Consider the following 19136-nt stretch of genomic DNA (forward strand, 5'->3'; position numbering starts at 1 on the left):
ATGGATGAAAATTTAATGATGATATGGCAGAAGTGCCTTCAGTTTATGCGTGACAATCTTAACGCAGCTGAAGATAATTCTGATTTGAAAAAACTTGAAAAATCCTTCGACTTATTGTTCGATAAGGTGCAGCCAATCTCTTTGGTTGACAATAATCTTACATTAATGGTACCTAGTGATTTTTACAAGGAATATATTGAGGATAATTACTTATCTCTACTTTCTGCGGCCCTGAAGAAAAATATAGGTAAAGGAGTAAAATTATGGTATTCTGTAATGGAAAATAAGCCTAATGGCTTAGAAAAACCAGTTACCATGAACATGAAAGGGAAAAGTGTTCCTACACCGAAAGTGCAGGAAACAATGCCTCAAGGTTTTTCATCCAATATTGTTAATCCTTTTGTTGTACCTGGAATTAAAAAAGTAAATATCGATTCCAATCTGAAATCTGATTTTTCTTTTGATAACTATGTAGAGGGAGAAAGCAATAAATTTGCTGCAACAGTAGCAAGATCTATAGCAAAAAGACCTGGTGCTACTGCCTTTAATCCATTGTTTTTATATGGAGGATATGGAGTGGGTAAAACACACTTGGGACAAGCGGTAGGATTGGAAGTTAAAAGCCAGTTTCCGGATAAAGTAGTCCTTTATTTGTCTTCTGAAAAATTCATACAGCAATTCATTTCAGCAGCAAAGGCACATAAGCAAACCGAGTTTGCTAACTTCTACCAGATGGTGGATGTTTTGATCATTGATGATATTCAGTTCTTGTCCGGTAAATCGGCGACACAGGATAGTTTCTTCCACATTTTCGATTATCTGCATCAGAATGGAAAGCAGATCATTCTGACTTCTGATAAGGCTCCTGTAGATATCATGGATATTCAGGACAGAATCGTTTCCCGTTTCAAATGGGGACTTTCTGCAGAGATCAAATCTCCGGATCTGGAAACCAGAAGAAAAATTATCGTTGATAAGTTAAGCAGAGATGGTATTGTACTGACGGAAGATATGCTCGACTTCTTAGCGGCTGAAGCAAAGACCAACGTAAGAGAACTTATAGGGGTGATCAATTCTGTAATTGCTTACTCCACAATTTATAAATCCGATCTTAGTCTTGAGTTATTGAAAGATACCATCAATAAGATTGCAGCCAATCAGAAAAAAATCATCAACATTCCTTATATTCAGGAGATCGTATGTGATTATTTTGGTATTAAAAGAGAGCAGTTACTTTCGAAAACAAGAAAAAGGGAAATTGCACTTCCAAGACAGCTGGCCATGTATTTTGCAAAGGAATTTACCAATGCTACATTTACTAAAATCGGTGAAGAAATGGGAGGTAAAGATCATTCAACGGTAATGTATGCTTGTGAAACTATTAAAGATGTTTCCAAGATAGACAAAGAAGTGAAAAAGTACGTAAAAGAGCTTACGGAAAGAATCAAACACTAGAATAATTTAATTTGATATAAAGAAAATGAAGGATAGGAATTATTCTTCATTTTTTTGTTTAATTTTGATAGATATGCTAGTCCTTAATTCATAGAATTGTAACATGAAAATATTGATGGTGTGCTTGGGAAACATTTGCAGGAGCCCTTTAGCAGAAGGAATTATGAAAGAAAAGCTCCCTCCCGGTTTTGTAGTGGATTCTGCGGGAACGATTTCAATGCATGAAGGTGAACATCCGGATAAACGGGCGATAAAAACGGCAGCTAATCATGGGATTGATATTTCCAAACAAAGATCCAGACCCATCACCAAAGCGGATCTGGAAAATTTTGATAAAATCTACTGTATGGATATTGATATTTATGGGGATGTAATTTCAAAAGCAAAAAATGAGGAACAAAGGCAGAAAATATTTCTGTTTTTAGAAGCTGCAGGAAATCATGAAAATGCTGAAGTTCCCGATCCTTATTGGGGAAATATGGATGATTTTGAAGATGTGTATCAACTTTTGGATGAAGCATGCAATACGATCCGTAATCAAATTATAAATTAAATGAAATACTTGATTTTCTTTTTTGTTTTAATTGCCAACTTTCTATTTGCCCAGACAAACGACGAGATTGCTATTAGGAAAGTAATGGATGATTTTATGACAAGCATCAAAACCAGGGATGAAAGTAAATTTCTTTCCCTTTTTCAGGAACCGGTTTTATGGACGGGAACATATAGTGAAAGGACTCAATTGAAACGTCTTGAAAAAAATCCAAAAGCAGAAAGCCACTTTACCGATGATTATAAAACCTTTATTAAGGGTTTTAAAGACGATAAATCAGAAGAAAAGTTTGATAATATCAGGATCATTGAAGACGGTTCCATAGCTTCCGCTAATTTCGATTATAGCTTTTGGTATGACGGAAAAATGAGTAACTGGGGAAAAGAAATATGGACCTTAATGAAGATCAGCGGGACATGGAAAATCACCTCAGTGACGTTCTCAATGGATCTGACCCAATATTTTCAACAACCCTCATTAAAAGAAAGAACCCAAAAATAAAAAAATGCTTTTTTTACTTCCAGCCTATTTATCAGAAAATACTCCTATCAATCATTTTTCACCGGTGATGAATGATTATATCATGCAAACCGATTATTTCTTTGTGGAAAATGAAAAAACTGCCCGAAAGGTCATTAAATTCTTTGCTCCTGAAAAAAAACAATCCGATCTCAAGCTTTTTTTACTGGATAAATACACCGAGAATGCGGACATTAAAGATGCTCAGGAACTCATGTTAAAAGGTCAGGATTTTGGATTGCTTTCTGAAGCTGGACTTCCCTGCATTGCTGATCCGGGAAATCTGATTGTGAAATGGTGCCATGAAAAAAATATAAGAGTAATACCTGTTTCAGGACCATCTTCTATTATCCTGGCTCTGATTTCAAGTGGGTTTAACGGTCAGGAGTTTTCGTTTAACGGATACCTTCCTATTGATAAAGGAGAAAAGAAAAAACAAATTCTGCATTTGGAAAGCCTTGTACAGAAGACAGGATATTCCCAGATTTTTATGGAAACGCCCTATCGGAATAATCCCCTTATCGAAGATCTGTGTAAATTTTTATCTCCCAATACAAAATTGTGTATCGCTGCTAATATCAACGATCCTGAGCATGAATTTATTCAGACGAAAACCATTAAAGAATGGCAAAAGAAAAAACCGGAACTTCATAAAATCCCCGCTGTATTTGTGCTTGGTAAATAATTATGTAGATCTTTCTTATAAAGAGTTTTCGTATAACAGGTCTTGTTTCATTGTTGTTTAATTTTTTTAGTGCAATTATTTTTAACATGCATTAACGTCGTCTTTGCACCATTGTTGTTCTATATAGAGTAACATTAAAATACAAGATTATGTCAGACAAAAAATTAGCAGGAATCTGGATAGATACCGAAAAAGCTATCGTTGCAAAAAATCACGATGCACAAAATGCCTTTAAATTTTTTCTTTGTAATCCTGTAAAAGCTGAGATTCAGCATGGTAATTCAAGTGAAAATGCAGGTAATAATGCGGAAAGGACGAATCGGATTAAGTTTTTTAAAGAAGTAGAACATTTATTAATAAATTCTCAGGAAGTATATATTACCGGTCCTGGAAAAATTCAGGAAGAATTAAAACACTATCTGCATGATACTGCTCAGTTCAAGGATCTGAAAATTACATTAGACACGTCCCAGCAAATGTCAGACGAGAAAGTGCTGGAAATGGTAAAGAAGCATTTTAATGCATAGTTTTAAAAACAAAAATAGATCCGGATATAGATATTCAGATCTATTTTTGTTTTCTTCTTCCTTTCCATTTTCTCCAAAGGAAAACAATAAGCGGGATGGCTAAAAAGAATGGCCAAAAAGAGATGAGTCCTAGTATGAAACTTATAAAACTATTCCAGCCTTGGGTAATGGAGTCTCCGAACCGGCTTCCAAAACCTATTTTTGATGTAGCTGAACTTCTTATTTTTTCTTTATATAAACTCAAATTGAGTGTGCTGTAGTTCACACGGTCATCAATAAAACGAAGTTTTCCTTCTGCAACATCTATTTCATCTTCCAGACCACGGATTTTTTCCTGGATTTCAAGCATATCCTTCGTATTGGAGGCTCTCCTAAGCAAATCCCGGTATTTTTCAAGATAAATCTTTTTGTTGGCTAGTTTGATGCTTACATCTGTATACTCTTCCGTAACATCTTCAGAGGAAATGTTTTTAGATAAAACAGAACCTATCCCATTAGAAAAAGAATTGATTAAAGCATCAAAATTTTTATGAGGCACACGGATCGTAAGGCTCAGGTTTTCATCTTCATCTGAGTTTTGAAAATCTTCTGTTTGTATATAAGCATTATTTTTCTTTAAGGCTTCATTTACCTGATCCAGGGATTTTTTAATATCTGAAACTTGGATACGCATTTCTCCATTTTTAATGATTTTTTTAGAAATGGTATCGATTTTTTTTGGTGTATTTTCCCGCGGTTCCTCTTGAGGCGAAGGAACTAGTTCGTTTTTTGAGAAATTAGCTGTTTTATCATCCGGTAGTACTTCTACAAGATCAGCACTAGCTCTTGGACTGGCGACACCATCTGATTTACTGCAATGAATGCATATTATGAGCAATAAGGGTAAAGTTAAGTTCTTCATGATTCTTTTTATGAATCTTATCAAAAATGATGCATAATTCAAAAGAAAGACTGTTAATATTTTATTCCTGTCTTTTTGAAAATAAAGGTTAATAACCAAATAGGCCCCATTAGAAGGAATTGAAGATCTTTTAAGAAGGGAGGCTTTTTACCTTCGATTCTGTGTCCGAAAAGTCTTAAGATCCAGGTAACCACGAATATTGAAAAATAAATAATCCATGCGTTTTTCAAGAATCGTATATTAACCATATATATTGAACCCTCCATCAATATCATGATAATAAGCATCATCATGCTGATCAGGAAGGATAGTCTGAGATAAAATAGTGTAATGAATGCAACTGCAACCATGCTTATGATGCTGGCACAACCAAAGTAAGGAGAGCAAATATGCGGTGAAGGAAGTAAGGAGATAAAGCCTAATATGCTCCAAAAAGTGAGAGGAACACACATCCAATGAATGAGCTTATTGGTTTTATTTCTGTGGTTTTTACAATATTCTGCGAAAAATAAATCTATCTTTCTCATAATTTGGAATTTGGTTAATACGAAATTAATAAAATTTTGCAATCGTCCAAGAGATTGAATACATTTGTGGCATGTCTGTCCTTGAAAAATTCGGTGTAGAGATCTTTACACAGCATAATATCTTTGAAAGAATTTCTGTCGAAAAACCCTTTCGTCCGGATAATCCTGCGTTTATATTTGTTAAAACCGGGACTATAAAGCTTCGTCAGCATTTCAGGGACCTTGAACTTATGCCCAATATGTTTATGGTAACCGATCCCCAGACTGTTTATGAAATGGTATCGGTAAGTGATGACTTTCAATCCAGAATGGTTTCTTATAAAAGGGAGTTTATTTCTGCTTTATCCCTGAAATTTAACCGTCTTATTGGATACCGTTATTTCAGGCAGCAAATGAATAAAGGAGTTCCTTTTCAGCAGGATGAAATGGAGTTGGTGTGGAAAAGTGTTAATTTCCTTAAATATATACTGGATTCGGAAACGGAAATGATGTATAAAAAGGAGATAGTGGAACACTTATTTTCCGTTTTTTGCTACCAGATGGCTGGGATTATTTCCAAGGAGGATAGCAACGCCATGGGGCAGATGTCTAGACAGGAAGAAATTGTTTTTATCTTCTTGACAGATCTCGCAGAACATCACCATACGGAAAGAGCTGTTGAGTTCTATGCGGAAAGACAGTCCATTACAACCAGACATCTTTCGTCCGTCGTGAAATCTATTACCGGAAAGTCGGCCAGTCAGATCATAGCGGCTATAGTGGTCAACGAAGCCAAAGTACTTCTAAACTCTTCCAAAAAGCCTGTTTCAGAGATTTCTTCCATGCTTGGGTTTAGTGATCAGTATTCATTTTCTCACTTTTTTAAGAAGCATTTAGAGATCAGTCCCACACAATACAGAAATCAGTTTGACAGGTAAATCCTACATTTGAACATCTTTTTCCAGTTATCAAACATTTGTTTGATTTCTGTGCTGCCGTAACTTTGCCTATGTAAAAACAAGGTAAAATGATACATTACATAAAAACAGCACTATCAGTTTTGATAGCTATATTCCCTGCGCTGTTTTTTTCTCAGGAAGTCAGACAAATGACAGCGAATGAGGTCGCTGAACTGGCTCTTCAGAATCATCAGCAGCTAAAAGTTACCGCTCAAAATATCAATATTGCAAAACAACAGACAGGTGTCGCAAAACTCCAGAAGTTACCTAATATAACGGCATCAACAAGTCAGTTTTACTTGGGAGATGCAGTAGCAATTGACAAAGATTTTTCGGGTTCTACCACTATTCCTATGCCTCACTATGGAAGCTCTTATGCAGTACGGGCTACTCAGTTGATCTTCAAAGGAGGATTGGTGAATAAATCTATAGAATTAGCCGGATTAAGGGAACAGCTTTCTGAATTGGATCTTGAAAAGAATAAACAGGACGTTAAGCTCTTAGTTATATCCAATTATCTGGATATCTATAAAATTCTTAATCAGGAATCCGTTTTTCAGAACAATAAGAAGCTGGCCCAGGAACGCCTGAAAAACATCCGGAAATTTTATCAGCAAGGAATGGTTACCCGCAATGAAGTGATCCGTGGAGAGTTGGCAATAAAAAATCTCGATCAGGGAATCTTAACGCTCGTTAATAACCGGAAGATCCTTAATTATAATATGAATATTGCATTAGGATTACCTTCTGAAACAGAAATTATTCCTGTCGAAAGTTTAGACAATAAGGAAGCGGGTATCGGAATGGGGTATTATATGGATCTGGCTCATAACAGTAATCCACAGCTAAAGTCTGCCAAAACGAATATTGATGTCGCAAATAAAAATATTGAGATTATAAAAACCGATCAGCTTCCCACGTTATCCGGTTTTGGAGGTTATACGTTACAGCGCCCGATTACGACAAGAAATCCTGTTCTGGATATGTATTCCGGAGGATGGCAGGCAGGAGTTTCTCTAAGTTACAATATCGACAATCTTTATAAAACGAAAGAGAAAATTAAACTTGGAGAAATACAAAAAACGCAAGCTGGAGATGCAATGACTTTAGTGCAGCAAAATGTAGACATGGGAGTTAATGCGGCTTATGTAAAATACCAGGAATCTATTCAGCAGGCTGATATTCTTAATGACGCCAAAAAACTGGCCGAAGAGAATTACAAGATTACAGAGGCTAAATATCTCAATCAGCTGGCTGTACAAGCCGAAATGATTGATGCCCAAAATCAGAAATTACAGTCTGAACTGGACTTTGCCAATGCAGAGATCAATGTTCTGTATCAATATTATAATCTTTTAAAATCTACGGGAACACTTTAATTTTTAAAACTGAAAATCAAGATAATGGAAAATAAGGAACAACAAAATATAGAACAGGCACCTGCGGTTTCAAGCGCAGTAGCTAAAAAGAAAGAAGCCAGGAAAAATAAAATTAGAGCAATTATTTCCAATATTATTGTATTTCTGGCTATTGGTTTTGGCTTATTCTGGCTGGTTAGGGAATATTTTCATATCGGAGATAAGACTTATACAGAAGCAGCCCAGGTTGAAGAATTTATCAACCCAATCAATACCAGGGTTTCAGCCTATATCAAAGAAATTAAATTTATTGAACACCAGCAGGTAAAAAAAGGAGATACTTTGGTCATTTTAGATAAAAATGAAATTTTAACCCAGCTAGGCCAGGCCGAAGCAGCGTATCAAAATGCTTTGGCACAGCGCTCTGCTACATCATCATCCGTAAATACGGTTTCTAATAATGTTAACGTGATGGAGTCTAACATAGCAGGGGCTAAAGCCAGATTATGGAATGCTGAACAAAACCTGAACAGGTACAAAAACCTATTGGCTTCAGAAGCTGTTACCAGACAACAATATGACCAGGTGAAAACAGAATATGATGCACAAAAAGCAGCTTACGAAACATTAGTTAATCAAAAGCAGTCAGCCAACCTTTCTACGACAGAAGTTAAAAGCAAGCTTGGGATCAATGATGCCGAGATCAAAAGAACAAAATCGGCATTGGATATGGCAAGAATCAATCTTTCTTATACCGTAATTACAGCACCCTATGACGGCGTTATGGGGAGAAGAACGATTTCCGAAGGCCAGCTGATCCAGTCGGGGCAGCAGGTAGCTACGATTGTACTGAATGGTCAGAAATGGGTAACTGCCAATTTTCTGGAGAGCCAGATGCCAAATGTTAAAATTGGAGAGAAGATGATAATGACGGCGGATGCGCTCGGCGGACAACAATTTGAAGGAATTGTTACGGCTATTTCTGCAGCTACTGGATCGAGATATTCCAGTGTTCCGACAGACAACTCTACCGGTAACTTCATTAAAGTACAGCAGAGAATTCCCGTAAGAATAGAATTTACTGCCGCTAATAAAAAAGAGGATATCAATAAACTGAGTGCTGGGATGAATATGAATGTGAATGTTAACAAGAAAGATTGAAAGATTGAAAGATTGAAAAATTGAAAAATTTGTCCGTAAGATATCTTTTTCAACTTTTTCAATTGTCTGTAACATCTAAAAAAATTAAAAAATGTATAACAAAGGCTTATATCATGATTGGGTTCCAAAGCCGGTTCAGCTTTTACTGATCGTATTACTTCTTGCCGTGGTAATGCCGTTGGGGGGAGTGTATACAGGTAATATAAGTTATCTTGTAGGAGGAACGGGGGCTCTGTCAGAATATTTTCTATGGGCAAATTATGCAACGACAATAGGAATGGGAGCCTGTATGCCTGTAGTTCTAAGAATGAAGATGAGATTTAAGGTACGCGATAAGATCACTTTAATTCTTGTTCTTTTAGGACTATTAAGCTATGTTAATGCTACCACGCTGCAGCCAATGGTAATCGTAATAACAGCACTAGTCATCGGTTTTCTGAAAATGATGGTTACTATTGAACTTTTTTTACCTTTAATGGCAATGATAGGAAACAGGGGGATGTTCTACGGAGCATTTTATACATTCGTCCTTATGATGAATCAGGTGGCAAGTTATTATGCTGTAGAAGTGTCTGTTCTTTACAACTGGCAGCATTTTTACATTATTGTGTCCGTTTTATGTTTTGTACTGGCGCTGATTCATTGGATCTTTATGCATGATAAATATTTTGCCCTTAAAGTTCCTTTGCATTATATTGATTGGCTGAGTATTCTGCTTTTTATTTCCTCATTCATGTTTTCGGCATATGTATATTCTTTTGGAAAGCAGCAGGATTGGTGGAATTCTTCGAAAATAATGAAGGCCAGCATTGGTGCTTTTATAAATTTTGCGTTATTGGCAACACGACAATTAACATTAAAAAGACCTTATCTGTCATTTTCCATATTCAAAAGAAACAATGTCCAGAATGGATTGTTCATGTTGTTCTGGCTGGGAATGTTTTTAGGGACAACAACTTTGCAAAATACGTTTGCGGTGGGAGTATTGGGATATGATCAATTGACCAATGCGAGACTCAGTATCCTGATGATTCCTGGAATTATTCTGGCCGGAATTACAGCTATTTTCTGGTTTAAAAATGAAAAACCTTTAAAGATGTTCATTTTTTCAGGATTTTCTGCGATGATAGGATATGCTATGATCATGTACTTTTCAATGGTATTGGAATTCAATTATGAAGGTTGGTATCTGCCTATGTTTTTAAAAGGTTATGGGATGTGTTCATTGTTTATCTCAGTATGGTATTATACGCTTGATAAACTGGAACTTGATGATATGCTTGCTGCAATCGGCTTGGTGCTGGTTTGGAGAACATTCTTAGCGGTAGGTATATTTTCAGCAATCTATTCATGGTTTCAATACCACTTTCAGGTGGTGGCGGTAGGAGATCTGGCTGTTTATATTGATGGAATGACAGTGACTCCTCAAACACTTTCCGGTAATATGAAACTCGTTCAGCTGAATGCGATCATTATCGCGTCCAAAAAGATATTTGGTTACATTATAATAGTAGGTTTAGGGGTATTGGCTTACGTTTTAACCCATCATTTCGGTAAAGAACGGTTTCAGTATGGTAGATTTATCAGAATGCTGGGTGGTAAATCCGTGATTGCCAGAAGGAGATTGAGAGAACGTAAAAAATTGTTAGAAGAAATAAAAGATGCGGCTGGTCCCGCTATGTAAAGATACCTTGTTTTTCACTTGTAAACCCCGGATTTATTTTGAGTCTGGGGTTTACGTTTTCTTGTTTGGTATCTTATGGTATGAAAATGAACCCGATAAAATGTAATTTATTTCAATAATATTATTTTTATTTAGACGTAATAAAAATAATTAACTACATTTGTATCATTCTTTATGAAGAATGTTCTTTATCCTTATGTCCTATTATCAAAGGCTTCAAAGGATGATTGGTGTATAGCATATTAATTAAAAAAGAAAAGGTATGGCTACAATGCAAGCAGGGCAGATCGTTGCCGAAGTAATCAAAAAACAGTACATAACTCCTCATTTTATCAGAGTTTATCTTAAAGCCGAAGATGTTTCGATGTTCAGAAATACAACGATCGGTGATAACAATAAAATTGCGATTCCTCCCCAGGGGCTGAACGAGATCTATTTTCCAATTCTAAATGAAAATCATGAATGGATCCATCCGTCAAAGGAAGTCGCTCCCTTTATCCGTACGTATACGCATCGGGGAATTGATTTTGAAGCTAATGAATTAGTTATTGACTTTATTGATCACGGAGATAGTGGTCCTGCTTCAAAATGGGCTAGAGAGGCGGAAAAGGGCTCAAAGCTAGGCGTGATGATGCGTACAGAGGCCAAGGAACTGTATCCTCAGGCAGATTGGTATTTTCTTATTGGTGATGGTACTGCAATTCCGGTTTTGAGCGCCATTTTAGAAACCCTTCCCGAAACGGCAAAAGGAGTTTGTGTCATTGAAGTCCATGGCAGGGAAGACGAGCAGGAATTGGAAACCAAGGCCGATATTGAATTCATATGGGTTCATAATCCTGATGCTCACTTAGGAAACAAGCTTGCTGAGGTGGTGCGAAGGGTGGAGATCCCGGAAACTTCAAAATTTGGATATATCGCCTGTGAACTCTCCACCATGAAAGAGGTTCGCAATTATTTCAGAAAAGAAAAGAGCTGGAATCAGTCTGAGCTATATGCATATTCATACTGGAAAACCGGTGCTGCGCAGGATGAGTCACAGGCAGAAAGGAGGAGAGAATTGCATGCGAATGAATAAGAATGGTCCCGACAAATCGTTCGGGTTTCTTCTGATAGGTATATTTTGAAGCTTTTTCCCGCTATCCACTTATACTCCTCGCGCCTTGCTTTCCCGATTCTTGCTGTGGGGTAACCGTTCCTATCGGGGCTATCTGTTACTACCTGTAAACAAATAAATCTCCGCTAATTGGATTAGACTATCTTTTGTCCTATCAATTACCGCGATAGCTTTTCAAGGCAAAAATCTTATCTTTGCTTGATTAAAAGTTATTATGAAAGATTTAATGGGAAAAGCGATCTGGGATTACCATCATAATGAAGATCCTGAAGATTTGCAGACTGAAACTTCAATTTCCGAACTGGATGAACTTCCTGTAGATTATCTTTTCAGAACCTTTGAAGAGATGAATGCCTTGGAACAAAAAGCTCTGGAATCATCTTATGGAAAGGTTTTAGATATCGGAGCCGGAGCTGGTTCTCATTCTTTATATCTTCAGGATATCAGGAATCTGGATGTTGTGGCATTGGATATTTCCCCAAAATCGATTCAGGTGTGTCAGATAAGAGGAATTAAAAAAGCTGTTTGCCAGAATATGCTTGATTTCTCTGGCGAAACTTTTGATACCATATTGTTGTTAATGAATGGAACCGGGATTTTTGGAAGCCTGGCTGAAATAGATAATTACCTCCAAAAACTGCATTTATTGCTCAATGATAACGGACAGGTTTTAATCGACAGTACAGATATTTTATACATGTTTGACCGGGATGAAGATGGCGGAGTATATATCCCGGCAGAAGGTTATTACGGAGAATTGGATTATATCGTACACTATAAAGGAGAGTCCGAAGATCCTATCAAGTGGTTATACCTGGATTTTGAGACTTTAAAGAATGCTGCAGAAAATAATGGTTTCAATATTGAAAAGGTGATGCAGGATGAAGATGCTTATTTGGCAAAACTAAAGAAGAAATAGAATATGAGTATCCCTGCGAGGACAATTGTATAAAAATAAAAATCCCCTAAAACCTTAGGGGATTTTTTTACTATGCATTTAAATATTTAGCCTATTTCAATACCGTTTTCAACATTGCTGTCATCCGGAGTAACGAAAGATAGTTTTCCATCCGGCTTTGTGGTTAATAATAACATACCCTGAGATTCTATTCCACGAATTTTTCTTGGAGCCAGGTTTAATAAGATCATCACCTGTTTTCCAATCAATTCTTCCGGAGTAAAACTCTCAGCGACTCCTGAAACTACTGTTCTTACATCAACTCCTGTGTCAACCGTGAACTTTAATAGCTTATCGGCTTTTTCTACTTTTTCAGCCTCTAAAATGGTAGCCGTTCTTAAGTCTATTTTGGTAAAATCATCAAAAGTAATTTCCTCTTTCATCGGTTTTGCGTTAGGATTTGTTTTTTTATTATTCTGTTTTGTATTCTCCAGTTTTTGGATCTGTGCTTCTATAACGTCATCTTCAATCTTAGAGAAAAGAAGAGAGGCTTCATCGATGGTATGCCCGCTTTCAATTAAAACGGATTTTGTCTCTACATCACTCCAGCTTAATTTCTGAACATTGAACATTGTCAATAGCTTTTCCGAGCTGAAAGGCATAAATGGTTCACACAACTGAGCGAGAGCTACAGCAATCTGAGCCCCTACAAATAAGGAATGTGCTGCTTTTTCAGGGTTATCTTTAATCGTTTTCCATGGTTCTTCAGTTTGAAGATACTGGTTTCCAAAACGAGCTAAATTCATTAAAGCTGTTAATGCATTTCTGAACTCGTAGTTTTCTAAGAATCCTGAAATTTCTTTTGCAGATTTATTAATTTCCTGTAATTCGGGAGAATTTTGATCACCCTGTGGAACCACTCCGTTATAATATTTATGGATAAGTACCGCAACCCTGTTAATGAAATTACCAAAGATTCCTACTAGTTCCGAGTTATTTTTTGTTTGAAAATCTTTCCACGTAAAATTATTATCCTTTGTTTCAGGAGCAGAAGAAAGAAGAGCATATCTCAAAACATCCTGTTGTCCCGGGAAATCCTCAACATACTCATGGGCCCATACCGCCCAGTTTCTTGAAGTTGAGATTTTATCGTTTTCAAGGTTCAGGAACTCAAATGCCGGAACATTTTTAGGCATTATATAATCTCCGTGTGCCTTCATCATTGCCGGGAAAATAATACAATGGAATACAATATTATCTTTTCCGATAAAGTGAATCAGGTCACTGTCTTCACTTTGCCAGTAGTCCTTCCAGTTTTTTCCGTTTTTCTCTGCCCATTCCTGAGTGAATGAAATATATCCGATAGGAGCATCGAACCAAACATACAATACTTTTCCTTCGGCATTAGGAAGTGGAACCGGAACTCCCCAGTTGAGGTCCCTGGTCATTGCACGTGGTTTTAATCCGTCATTTAACCATGATTTTACCTGCCCGTATACATTGGGCTTCCAGTCGTCTTTATGGCCTTCAATGATCCATTCGTTTAAGAAATCTTCATATTCATTTAAAGGTAAATACCAGTTTTTGGTTTCTTTAAGGATGGGAACATTTCCACTTAACATTGATTTCGGATTGATCAGTTCTGAAGGAGAAAGGGTAGTACCACATTTCTCACACTGATCTCCGTAAGCATTTTCATTTCCACAATTAGGACATGTTCCTACAATATAGCGGTCCGCTAAAAACTCGTTAGCCTGCTCATCAAAATATTGTTCAGAAACTTCCTCAGTAAATTTTCCCTTTTCATATAATGTTTTAAAGAAATCCTGGCTGGTTTCATAATGTTTTTTAGAAGTGGTTCTGGAATATTCATCGAATGAAATTCCAAGGTCTGAAAAAGATTTTTTAATGATCTCATGGTATTTATCCACAATATCCTGAGGAGTAACTCCTTCCTTTTTGGCTCTTATCGTAATAGGGATCCCGTGCTCATCCGAACCACAGATAAACGCTACATCTTTTCCTGACCTTCTTTGAAATCTTGCGTAAACATCCGCAGGAATATAAACACCTGCCAAATGTCCTATATGAACCGGTCCGTTTGCATAAGGCAAAGCTGCCGTAATCATCTTTCTGTTTGACATTTATAGTAATAATTTAACTACAAATATACGGATTATCTCCCGAAAATTCTTGATAGCCCTTAATATTAGCAATAATAAGCGATTATTGGGAAATAAATATTACATTTTGTTAAACGTTTGTTTAACTTTTTGTTAATCCTGCGATAATATTATGTAATGCATAAGATCGTGTAAATTGATGAAAAGCAGAAATCTAATCTTTGGACCGCGTTTAATTTACATAAAATTATCTAAAGTTTTATTAAATTTATGATAATTCTAATTTTTTTCTAAATTGCAAGCATGGTTTTCACGCCATTATTACTACAAAAACGAAACTATATAAAAAAAATATTGTGAGAAATTTTACAACGGTATTAAAAATAGCACCTGCTTTTTTATTAGCCAGTTCAATGGTTTATGCACAAGACTCTGTGACTAAAGAAAAGAAAATAGAGGAAGTGGTGCTGATTGGATATGGTGCAAAGAAAAAATCAGATCTTACAGGTTCTGTTACGGCAATTTCAGCTAAGGACTTTAATGAAGGAAGTATTAATTCTCCTGAACAATTAATTCAGGGGAAAGCTTCAGGTATTCAAATTACCAATAACAGTGGAGCCCCTGGTGCAGGTTCTACCATTAGAATCAGAGGAGGGGCATCACTGAATGCAAGTAATGATCCTTTAATTGTTATTGATGGCGTCCCTGTTGATAGTAATGGAATTAGTGGTGCTTCAAATCCTTTAGCGCTAATTAATCCAAATGATATTGAAAGCTTCAATATCTTAAAAGATGCTTCAGCGACTGCCATCTACGGAAGTAGAGCATCTAATGGAGTTATTATTATTACAACAAAAAAAGGAACATCAGGTAGGCTAAGGCTTAATTATACGGCAACAACCTCTATCTATGAAAAGATGGGAAATATAGATATGCTGTCTACTGATCAGTTTAGAAATGTTGTAATGAGTAAAGCTTTACCTTCTTATCAAGCTTTACTAGGAAATGCAAATACTAACTGGCAAAATCAGATTTATCAAACAGCACTAGGATTTGATAATTCTGTTTCTATTTCAGGAGGAATTAAAGGGCTGCCTTATAGATTATCTTTAGGGTATCTAAATCAAGATGGTATTATCAGAACCAATAATATTGAAAGAACAACAATGTCATTGAATTTAAATCCTAAATTCTTTGATAAACATTTGGAAATTAATTTCAATGTTAAAGGAACTTATGTTGAAAACAGGTTCAAAGATGATGGTTCTATTGGAGCTGCTGTTGTTTTTGATCCTACAAAACCAGTTTATGATTCGGCCTTCGGTAACTATGGTGGATATTGGGAATGGTTAAATGCATCTAATGGGTTACCTAATACAAATGGTACAAAGAATCCTGTTTCTATGCTTAATCAGAGATGGGATCTTTCTTATGTAAGAAGAGTTTTGGGAAATGTTCAGTTTGACTATAAATTCCATTTTTTACCTGAATTAAGAGCTAACTTAAATTTAGGGTATGATTATAGTGATTCTAATGGAGATACTACAGTTTTGCCAACTGCTGCAATGGCTTTTTATCAAAAAGGAACATACAGACGATATACACAAGAGAAGAAGAATAAAGTTTTAGACTTTTATTTTAATTATCTTAAAACTATTGAATCTATTAAATCTACTTTTGATCTTACGTTGGGATATTCATACCAGGATTGGACAAGATCTGAACCATTCGCGCCAACAATAAATGGTGACGGAACTAGAGTTCCTAACCAAGGAGTGGATCTTTTTACTCAAAATACTATTTTATCTTATTTTGGACGTTTCAATTATACATTTAATAATAAATACTTATTAACAGCAACGTTAAGAAGAGATGGTTCTTCAAGATTTAGTAAAGATAACAGAGTTGGATATTTTCCATCTGTAGCAGTAGCCTGGAAAATTGATCAAGAGAATTTCTTGAAAGATTCAAAAGTTATTTCTTCCTTGAAGTTAAGAGCGGGATGGGGACAAACCGGACAACAGGATATACAGAATAATGATTATCCATACTTAGCGAGGTATGTCATGTCAAATAGTGGGGCAATGTACCAGATAGGGGATGACTTTTTTAATACACTGAGAGCGCAAGGGTATGATAAAAACATAAAATGGGAAACTACAACAACAAAGAATATTGGAGTAGACTTCGGATTTCTGAAAGAGAGAATAAACGGCTCAATTGAAGTTTATGAAAAAGAATCAAAAGATCTTTTAAGTGTTGTACCTGTACCTGCCGGAGCCAATCTTACCAATCTTCTTCTTACCAATATTGGCGATATGAGAAACCGAGGTATTGAAGCTAACGTCAACGTAAAAGCTATTACAAATAAAGATTTTACCTGGGAGTTTAGTGTTAATGCCACTCATTACAAATCTGAAATTACCAACTTGGCCTCTACTCAGGTCTTAGTAGGCGGTATTGGAGGGGGTGTTGGTAATACCATTCAGGTACAGTCTCAGGGATATCAACCCAATGCATTCTATGTATATCAACAAGTATATGATAATGCAGGAAGACCAATTGAAGGAGCCTATGTTGACAGAAATGGAGACGGGGTTATTAATAATTCCGATTTATATCAATATAAATCTCCAGCTCCAGATGTTTTACTTGGCTTTTCTTCAAAATTTACTTATAAAAATTTTGATCTAGGCTTTACTATGAGGGCTAGTATTGGGAATTATGTTTATAATAATGTGGCTTCTCAATATGGTAATTTGCAAGGAATTGCAAATAACGGCTTTTTACAGAATATTCACTCAAGTTATTTAGAAACTGGTTTCTCAAGAGCACAATACTTATCGGATTATTACGTAGAAAATGCATCTTTTTTAAGGATGGATAATATTAATGTAGGATATAATTTTCCAAGCTTTATCAATGAAAACTCTAAGATAAGAGTTTTCGGTTCCGTTCAAAATGCATTTGTGATTACTAAATACAGTGGCCTGGATCCGGAGGTATTTAATGGTATTGATAATAACCTTTATCAGAGACCAAGAATTTATTCATTAGGATTTAACTTTCAATTTTAACTAAGGATATCATGACTTTTAAATATATTAATAAAACAATCTTTACTGCCGGTATAACTGCAGTATTGTTTCTTTCTTCTTGTGAGAAAGATTTAGACAGAATGCCAGAGTCAGAAATTACTTCGGCATCTGTTTACGCAAATTTTTCAAACTATAAAGGAGTTTTGGCCAAAATATATGCAGGTTTAGCAGTGAGTGGCCAGGAGGGAGGAGATGGAAATCCTGATATAGGAGGTATTGACGGAGGAACTTCTAACTATTTAAGACAATATTTCCAGATGCAAGAGCTTCCTACAGATGAGGCTGTGATTGCATGGAATGATGCTTCGTTACCTGACATGCATAATATGACCTGGTCGGCAAATAATGAATTTATCAGAGCAATGTATTATAGAGTATATTATCAGATTGCTATTTCGAATGAATTTATCAGGGAAACAACAGATGAAAAATTGTCCTCAAGAAATATAACAGGGCAGGATGCAGAAACTGCAAGATTATATAGAAATGAAGCTAGATTTATGAGGGCATTAAGCTATTATCATGCAATTGATCTTTTTGGTAATGGTCCTTTTGTAACTGAAACAACTGAAGTGGGAATAACACCTCCACCTAGAATAGAGAGAAAGAATTTGTTTTCCTATATAGAAAGCGAACTTAAAGATCTTGAGAATATTCTAAAAGATCCTAGAACAAACGATTATGGAAGAGCAGATAAAGCTGCTGTTTGGATGCTTTTATCCAAACTTTATCTGAATGCTGAAGTATATACAGGACAATCGAGATATTCTGATGCAAGGATATATGCCGAAAAAGTAATTAATGCTGGATATTCATTAAAATCTAATTACGAAGAATTATTTTTAGCAGATAATAATGTTGGCAATAATGAAGTTATTTTTTCAATTAATTTTGATGGGCAGCACACAAGAACTTTTGGTGGTACAACTTACATTATCCATGCGGGTGTAGGCGGAACTATGAAACCTGCTCAATTTGGAATCAACAGTGGATGGGGAGGTTTAAGATCAACAAAAAATATTGTTAATTTATTCCCGGATTCAAATGGTACTTTAGATAAAAGAGGAAGGTTTCATTCCGATGGACAGAATCTGGAAATAAATAATCAAACTGAATTTACGGATGGTTATCCTTTGATAAAATTTAAAAATATTAGAAAGGATGGTACTCAGGGATCTGATAATGCTGGAGATTTTGCAGATACTGATTTCCCTTTATTTAGACTGGGGGAGGCTTATTTGATTTATGCTGAAGCTGTCTTAAGAGGTGGCGGCGGATCTACGGCTACTGCTGTGCAATATGTTAATTTGTTAAGACAAAGAGCTTACGGAAACACTTCTGGAAGTGTTAGTTCTATTAATCTAGATTTTATTTTGGATGAACGTGCAAGAGAACTAGCTTGGGAAGCTACAAGAAGAACAGACCTGATCAGATTTGGAAAATTTACTTCTGCTTCTTATTTGTGGCCTTTCAAAGGTGGAGTTAAGAATGGTAAAGGTGTGGAGGCTTACAGATCGCTTTATCCAATTCCAAATACAGATTTAAGTGCTAATCCTAATTTGGTTCAAAATCCTGGGTACTAATTTTAAACAGAA

The 19136-nt window shown here is 35.9% G+C and carries 16 protein-coding genes; 13 read left to right on the forward strand and 3 right to left on the reverse strand.

Annotated elements, in window-relative coordinates:
- The 5 genes from dnaA (at nucleotide 1) to ACNFU2_RS00025 (ending at nucleotide 3739) form a co-directional block, all read left to right on the forward strand.
- Entirely contained in the window at nucleotides 1-1455 is a 1455-nt protein-coding gene (gene dnaA / locus ACNFU2_RS00005; protein ID WP_172277724.1) for a chromosomal replication initiator protein DnaA, read from the forward strand.
- A 103-nt stretch (nucleotides 1456-1558) separates the two neighbouring features.
- Nucleotides 1559-2008: a low molecular weight protein-tyrosine-phosphatase gene (locus ACNFU2_RS00010; protein ID WP_273647496.1), complete on the forward strand. Its 450-nt coding sequence runs from the start codon at nucleotides 1559-1561 to the stop codon at nucleotides 2006-2008.
- A complete protein-coding gene (locus tag ACNFU2_RS00015; protein ID WP_273647497.1) occupies nucleotides 2009-2509 on the forward strand; it encodes a nuclear transport factor 2 family protein in 501 nt (166 codons plus the stop codon).
- Between the two features lie 4 nt (nucleotides 2510-2513).
- Nucleotides 2514-3212 (forward strand): SAM-dependent methyltransferase, encoded by a 699-nt coding sequence (locus ACNFU2_RS00020; protein WP_172277727.1) that lies wholly within the window; start codon nucleotides 2514-2516, stop codon nucleotides 3210-3212.
- A gap of 149 nt (nucleotides 3213-3361) precedes the next feature.
- Nucleotides 3362-3739 (forward strand): hypothetical protein, encoded by a 378-nt coding sequence (locus tag ACNFU2_RS00025; protein ID WP_172277728.1) that lies wholly within the window; start codon nucleotides 3362-3364, stop codon nucleotides 3737-3739.
- A gap of 40 nt (nucleotides 3740-3779) precedes the next feature.
- Here ACNFU2_RS00025 and ACNFU2_RS00030 read toward each other — a convergent pair whose 3' ends face one another.
- Nucleotides 3780-4640: a DUF4349 domain-containing protein gene (locus tag ACNFU2_RS00030; protein ID WP_418123160.1), complete on the reverse strand. Its 861-nt coding sequence runs from the start codon at nucleotides 4638-4640 to the stop codon at nucleotides 3780-3782.
- Nucleotides 4641-4693: 53 nt separating this feature from the next.
- Entirely contained in the window at nucleotides 4694-5167 is a 474-nt protein-coding gene (locus ACNFU2_RS00035) for a DUF962 domain-containing protein (protein ID WP_273647499.1), read from the reverse strand.
- 71 nt (nucleotides 5168-5238) lie between these two features.
- Here ACNFU2_RS00035 and ACNFU2_RS00040 point away from each other — a divergent pair, with 71 nt between their 5' ends.
- The 6 genes from ACNFU2_RS00040 to ACNFU2_RS00065 all read left to right on the forward strand — a co-directional run bounded on the left by ACNFU2_RS00040 (nucleotide 5239) and on the right by ACNFU2_RS00065 (nucleotide 12341).
- Nucleotides 5239-6084 (forward strand): helix-turn-helix domain-containing protein, encoded by an 846-nt coding sequence (locus tag ACNFU2_RS00040; RefSeq protein WP_172277731.1) that lies wholly within the window; start codon nucleotides 5239-5241, stop codon nucleotides 6082-6084.
- An 89-nt stretch (nucleotides 6085-6173) separates the two neighbouring features.
- Nucleotides 6174-7484 (forward strand): TolC family protein, encoded by a 1311-nt coding sequence (locus ACNFU2_RS00045; RefSeq protein ID WP_172277732.1) that lies wholly within the window; start codon nucleotides 6174-6176, stop codon nucleotides 7482-7484.
- A gap of 24 nt (nucleotides 7485-7508) precedes the next feature.
- Nucleotides 7509-8624 (forward strand): HlyD family secretion protein, encoded by a 1116-nt coding sequence (locus ACNFU2_RS00050; RefSeq protein ID WP_172277733.1) that lies wholly within the window; start codon nucleotides 7509-7511, stop codon nucleotides 8622-8624.
- A 91-nt stretch (nucleotides 8625-8715) separates the two neighbouring features.
- Entirely contained in the window at nucleotides 8716-10308 is a 1593-nt protein-coding gene (locus ACNFU2_RS00055; protein WP_172277734.1) for an MFS transporter, read from the forward strand.
- A 262-nt stretch (nucleotides 10309-10570) separates the two neighbouring features.
- Nucleotides 10571-11383 carry a siderophore-interacting protein gene (locus ACNFU2_RS00060; RefSeq protein WP_172277736.1) on the forward strand — a complete coding sequence of 271 codons (813 nt, stop codon included), beginning with the start codon at nucleotides 10571-10573 and terminating at the stop codon, nucleotides 11381-11383.
- 253 nt (nucleotides 11384-11636) lie between these two features.
- Entirely contained in the window at nucleotides 11637-12341 is a 705-nt protein-coding gene (locus tag ACNFU2_RS00065; protein WP_172277738.1) for a class I SAM-dependent methyltransferase, read from the forward strand.
- 86 nt (nucleotides 12342-12427) lie between these two features.
- Here the strand turns inward: ACNFU2_RS00065 and metG are convergent, their stop codons facing one another.
- A complete protein-coding gene (metG, locus tag ACNFU2_RS00070) occupies nucleotides 12428-14464 on the reverse strand; it encodes a methionine--tRNA ligase (RefSeq protein WP_172277747.1) in 2037 nt (678 codons plus the stop codon).
- A gap of 335 nt (nucleotides 14465-14799) precedes the next feature.
- Here metG and ACNFU2_RS00075 point away from each other — a divergent pair, with 335 nt between their 5' ends.
- Nucleotides 14800-17520, forward strand: coding sequence for a SusC/RagA family TonB-linked outer membrane protein (locus tag ACNFU2_RS00075; protein ID WP_418123165.1), 2721 nt, complete (start codon nucleotides 14800-14802; stop codon nucleotides 17518-17520).
- An 11-nt stretch (nucleotides 17521-17531) separates the two neighbouring features.
- Nucleotides 17532-19124: a RagB/SusD family nutrient uptake outer membrane protein gene (locus ACNFU2_RS00080; protein WP_418123167.1), complete on the forward strand. Its 1593-nt coding sequence runs from the start codon at nucleotides 17532-17534 to the stop codon at nucleotides 19122-19124.
- Nucleotides 19125-19136: the final 12 nt, after the last annotated feature.

Origin of the sequence: Chryseobacterium sp. PTM-20240506 (genome assembly GCF_048296755.1) — a bacterium.
GTDB lineage: Bacteria > Bacteroidota > Bacteroidia > Flavobacteriales > Weeksellaceae > Chryseobacterium > Chryseobacterium proteolyticum.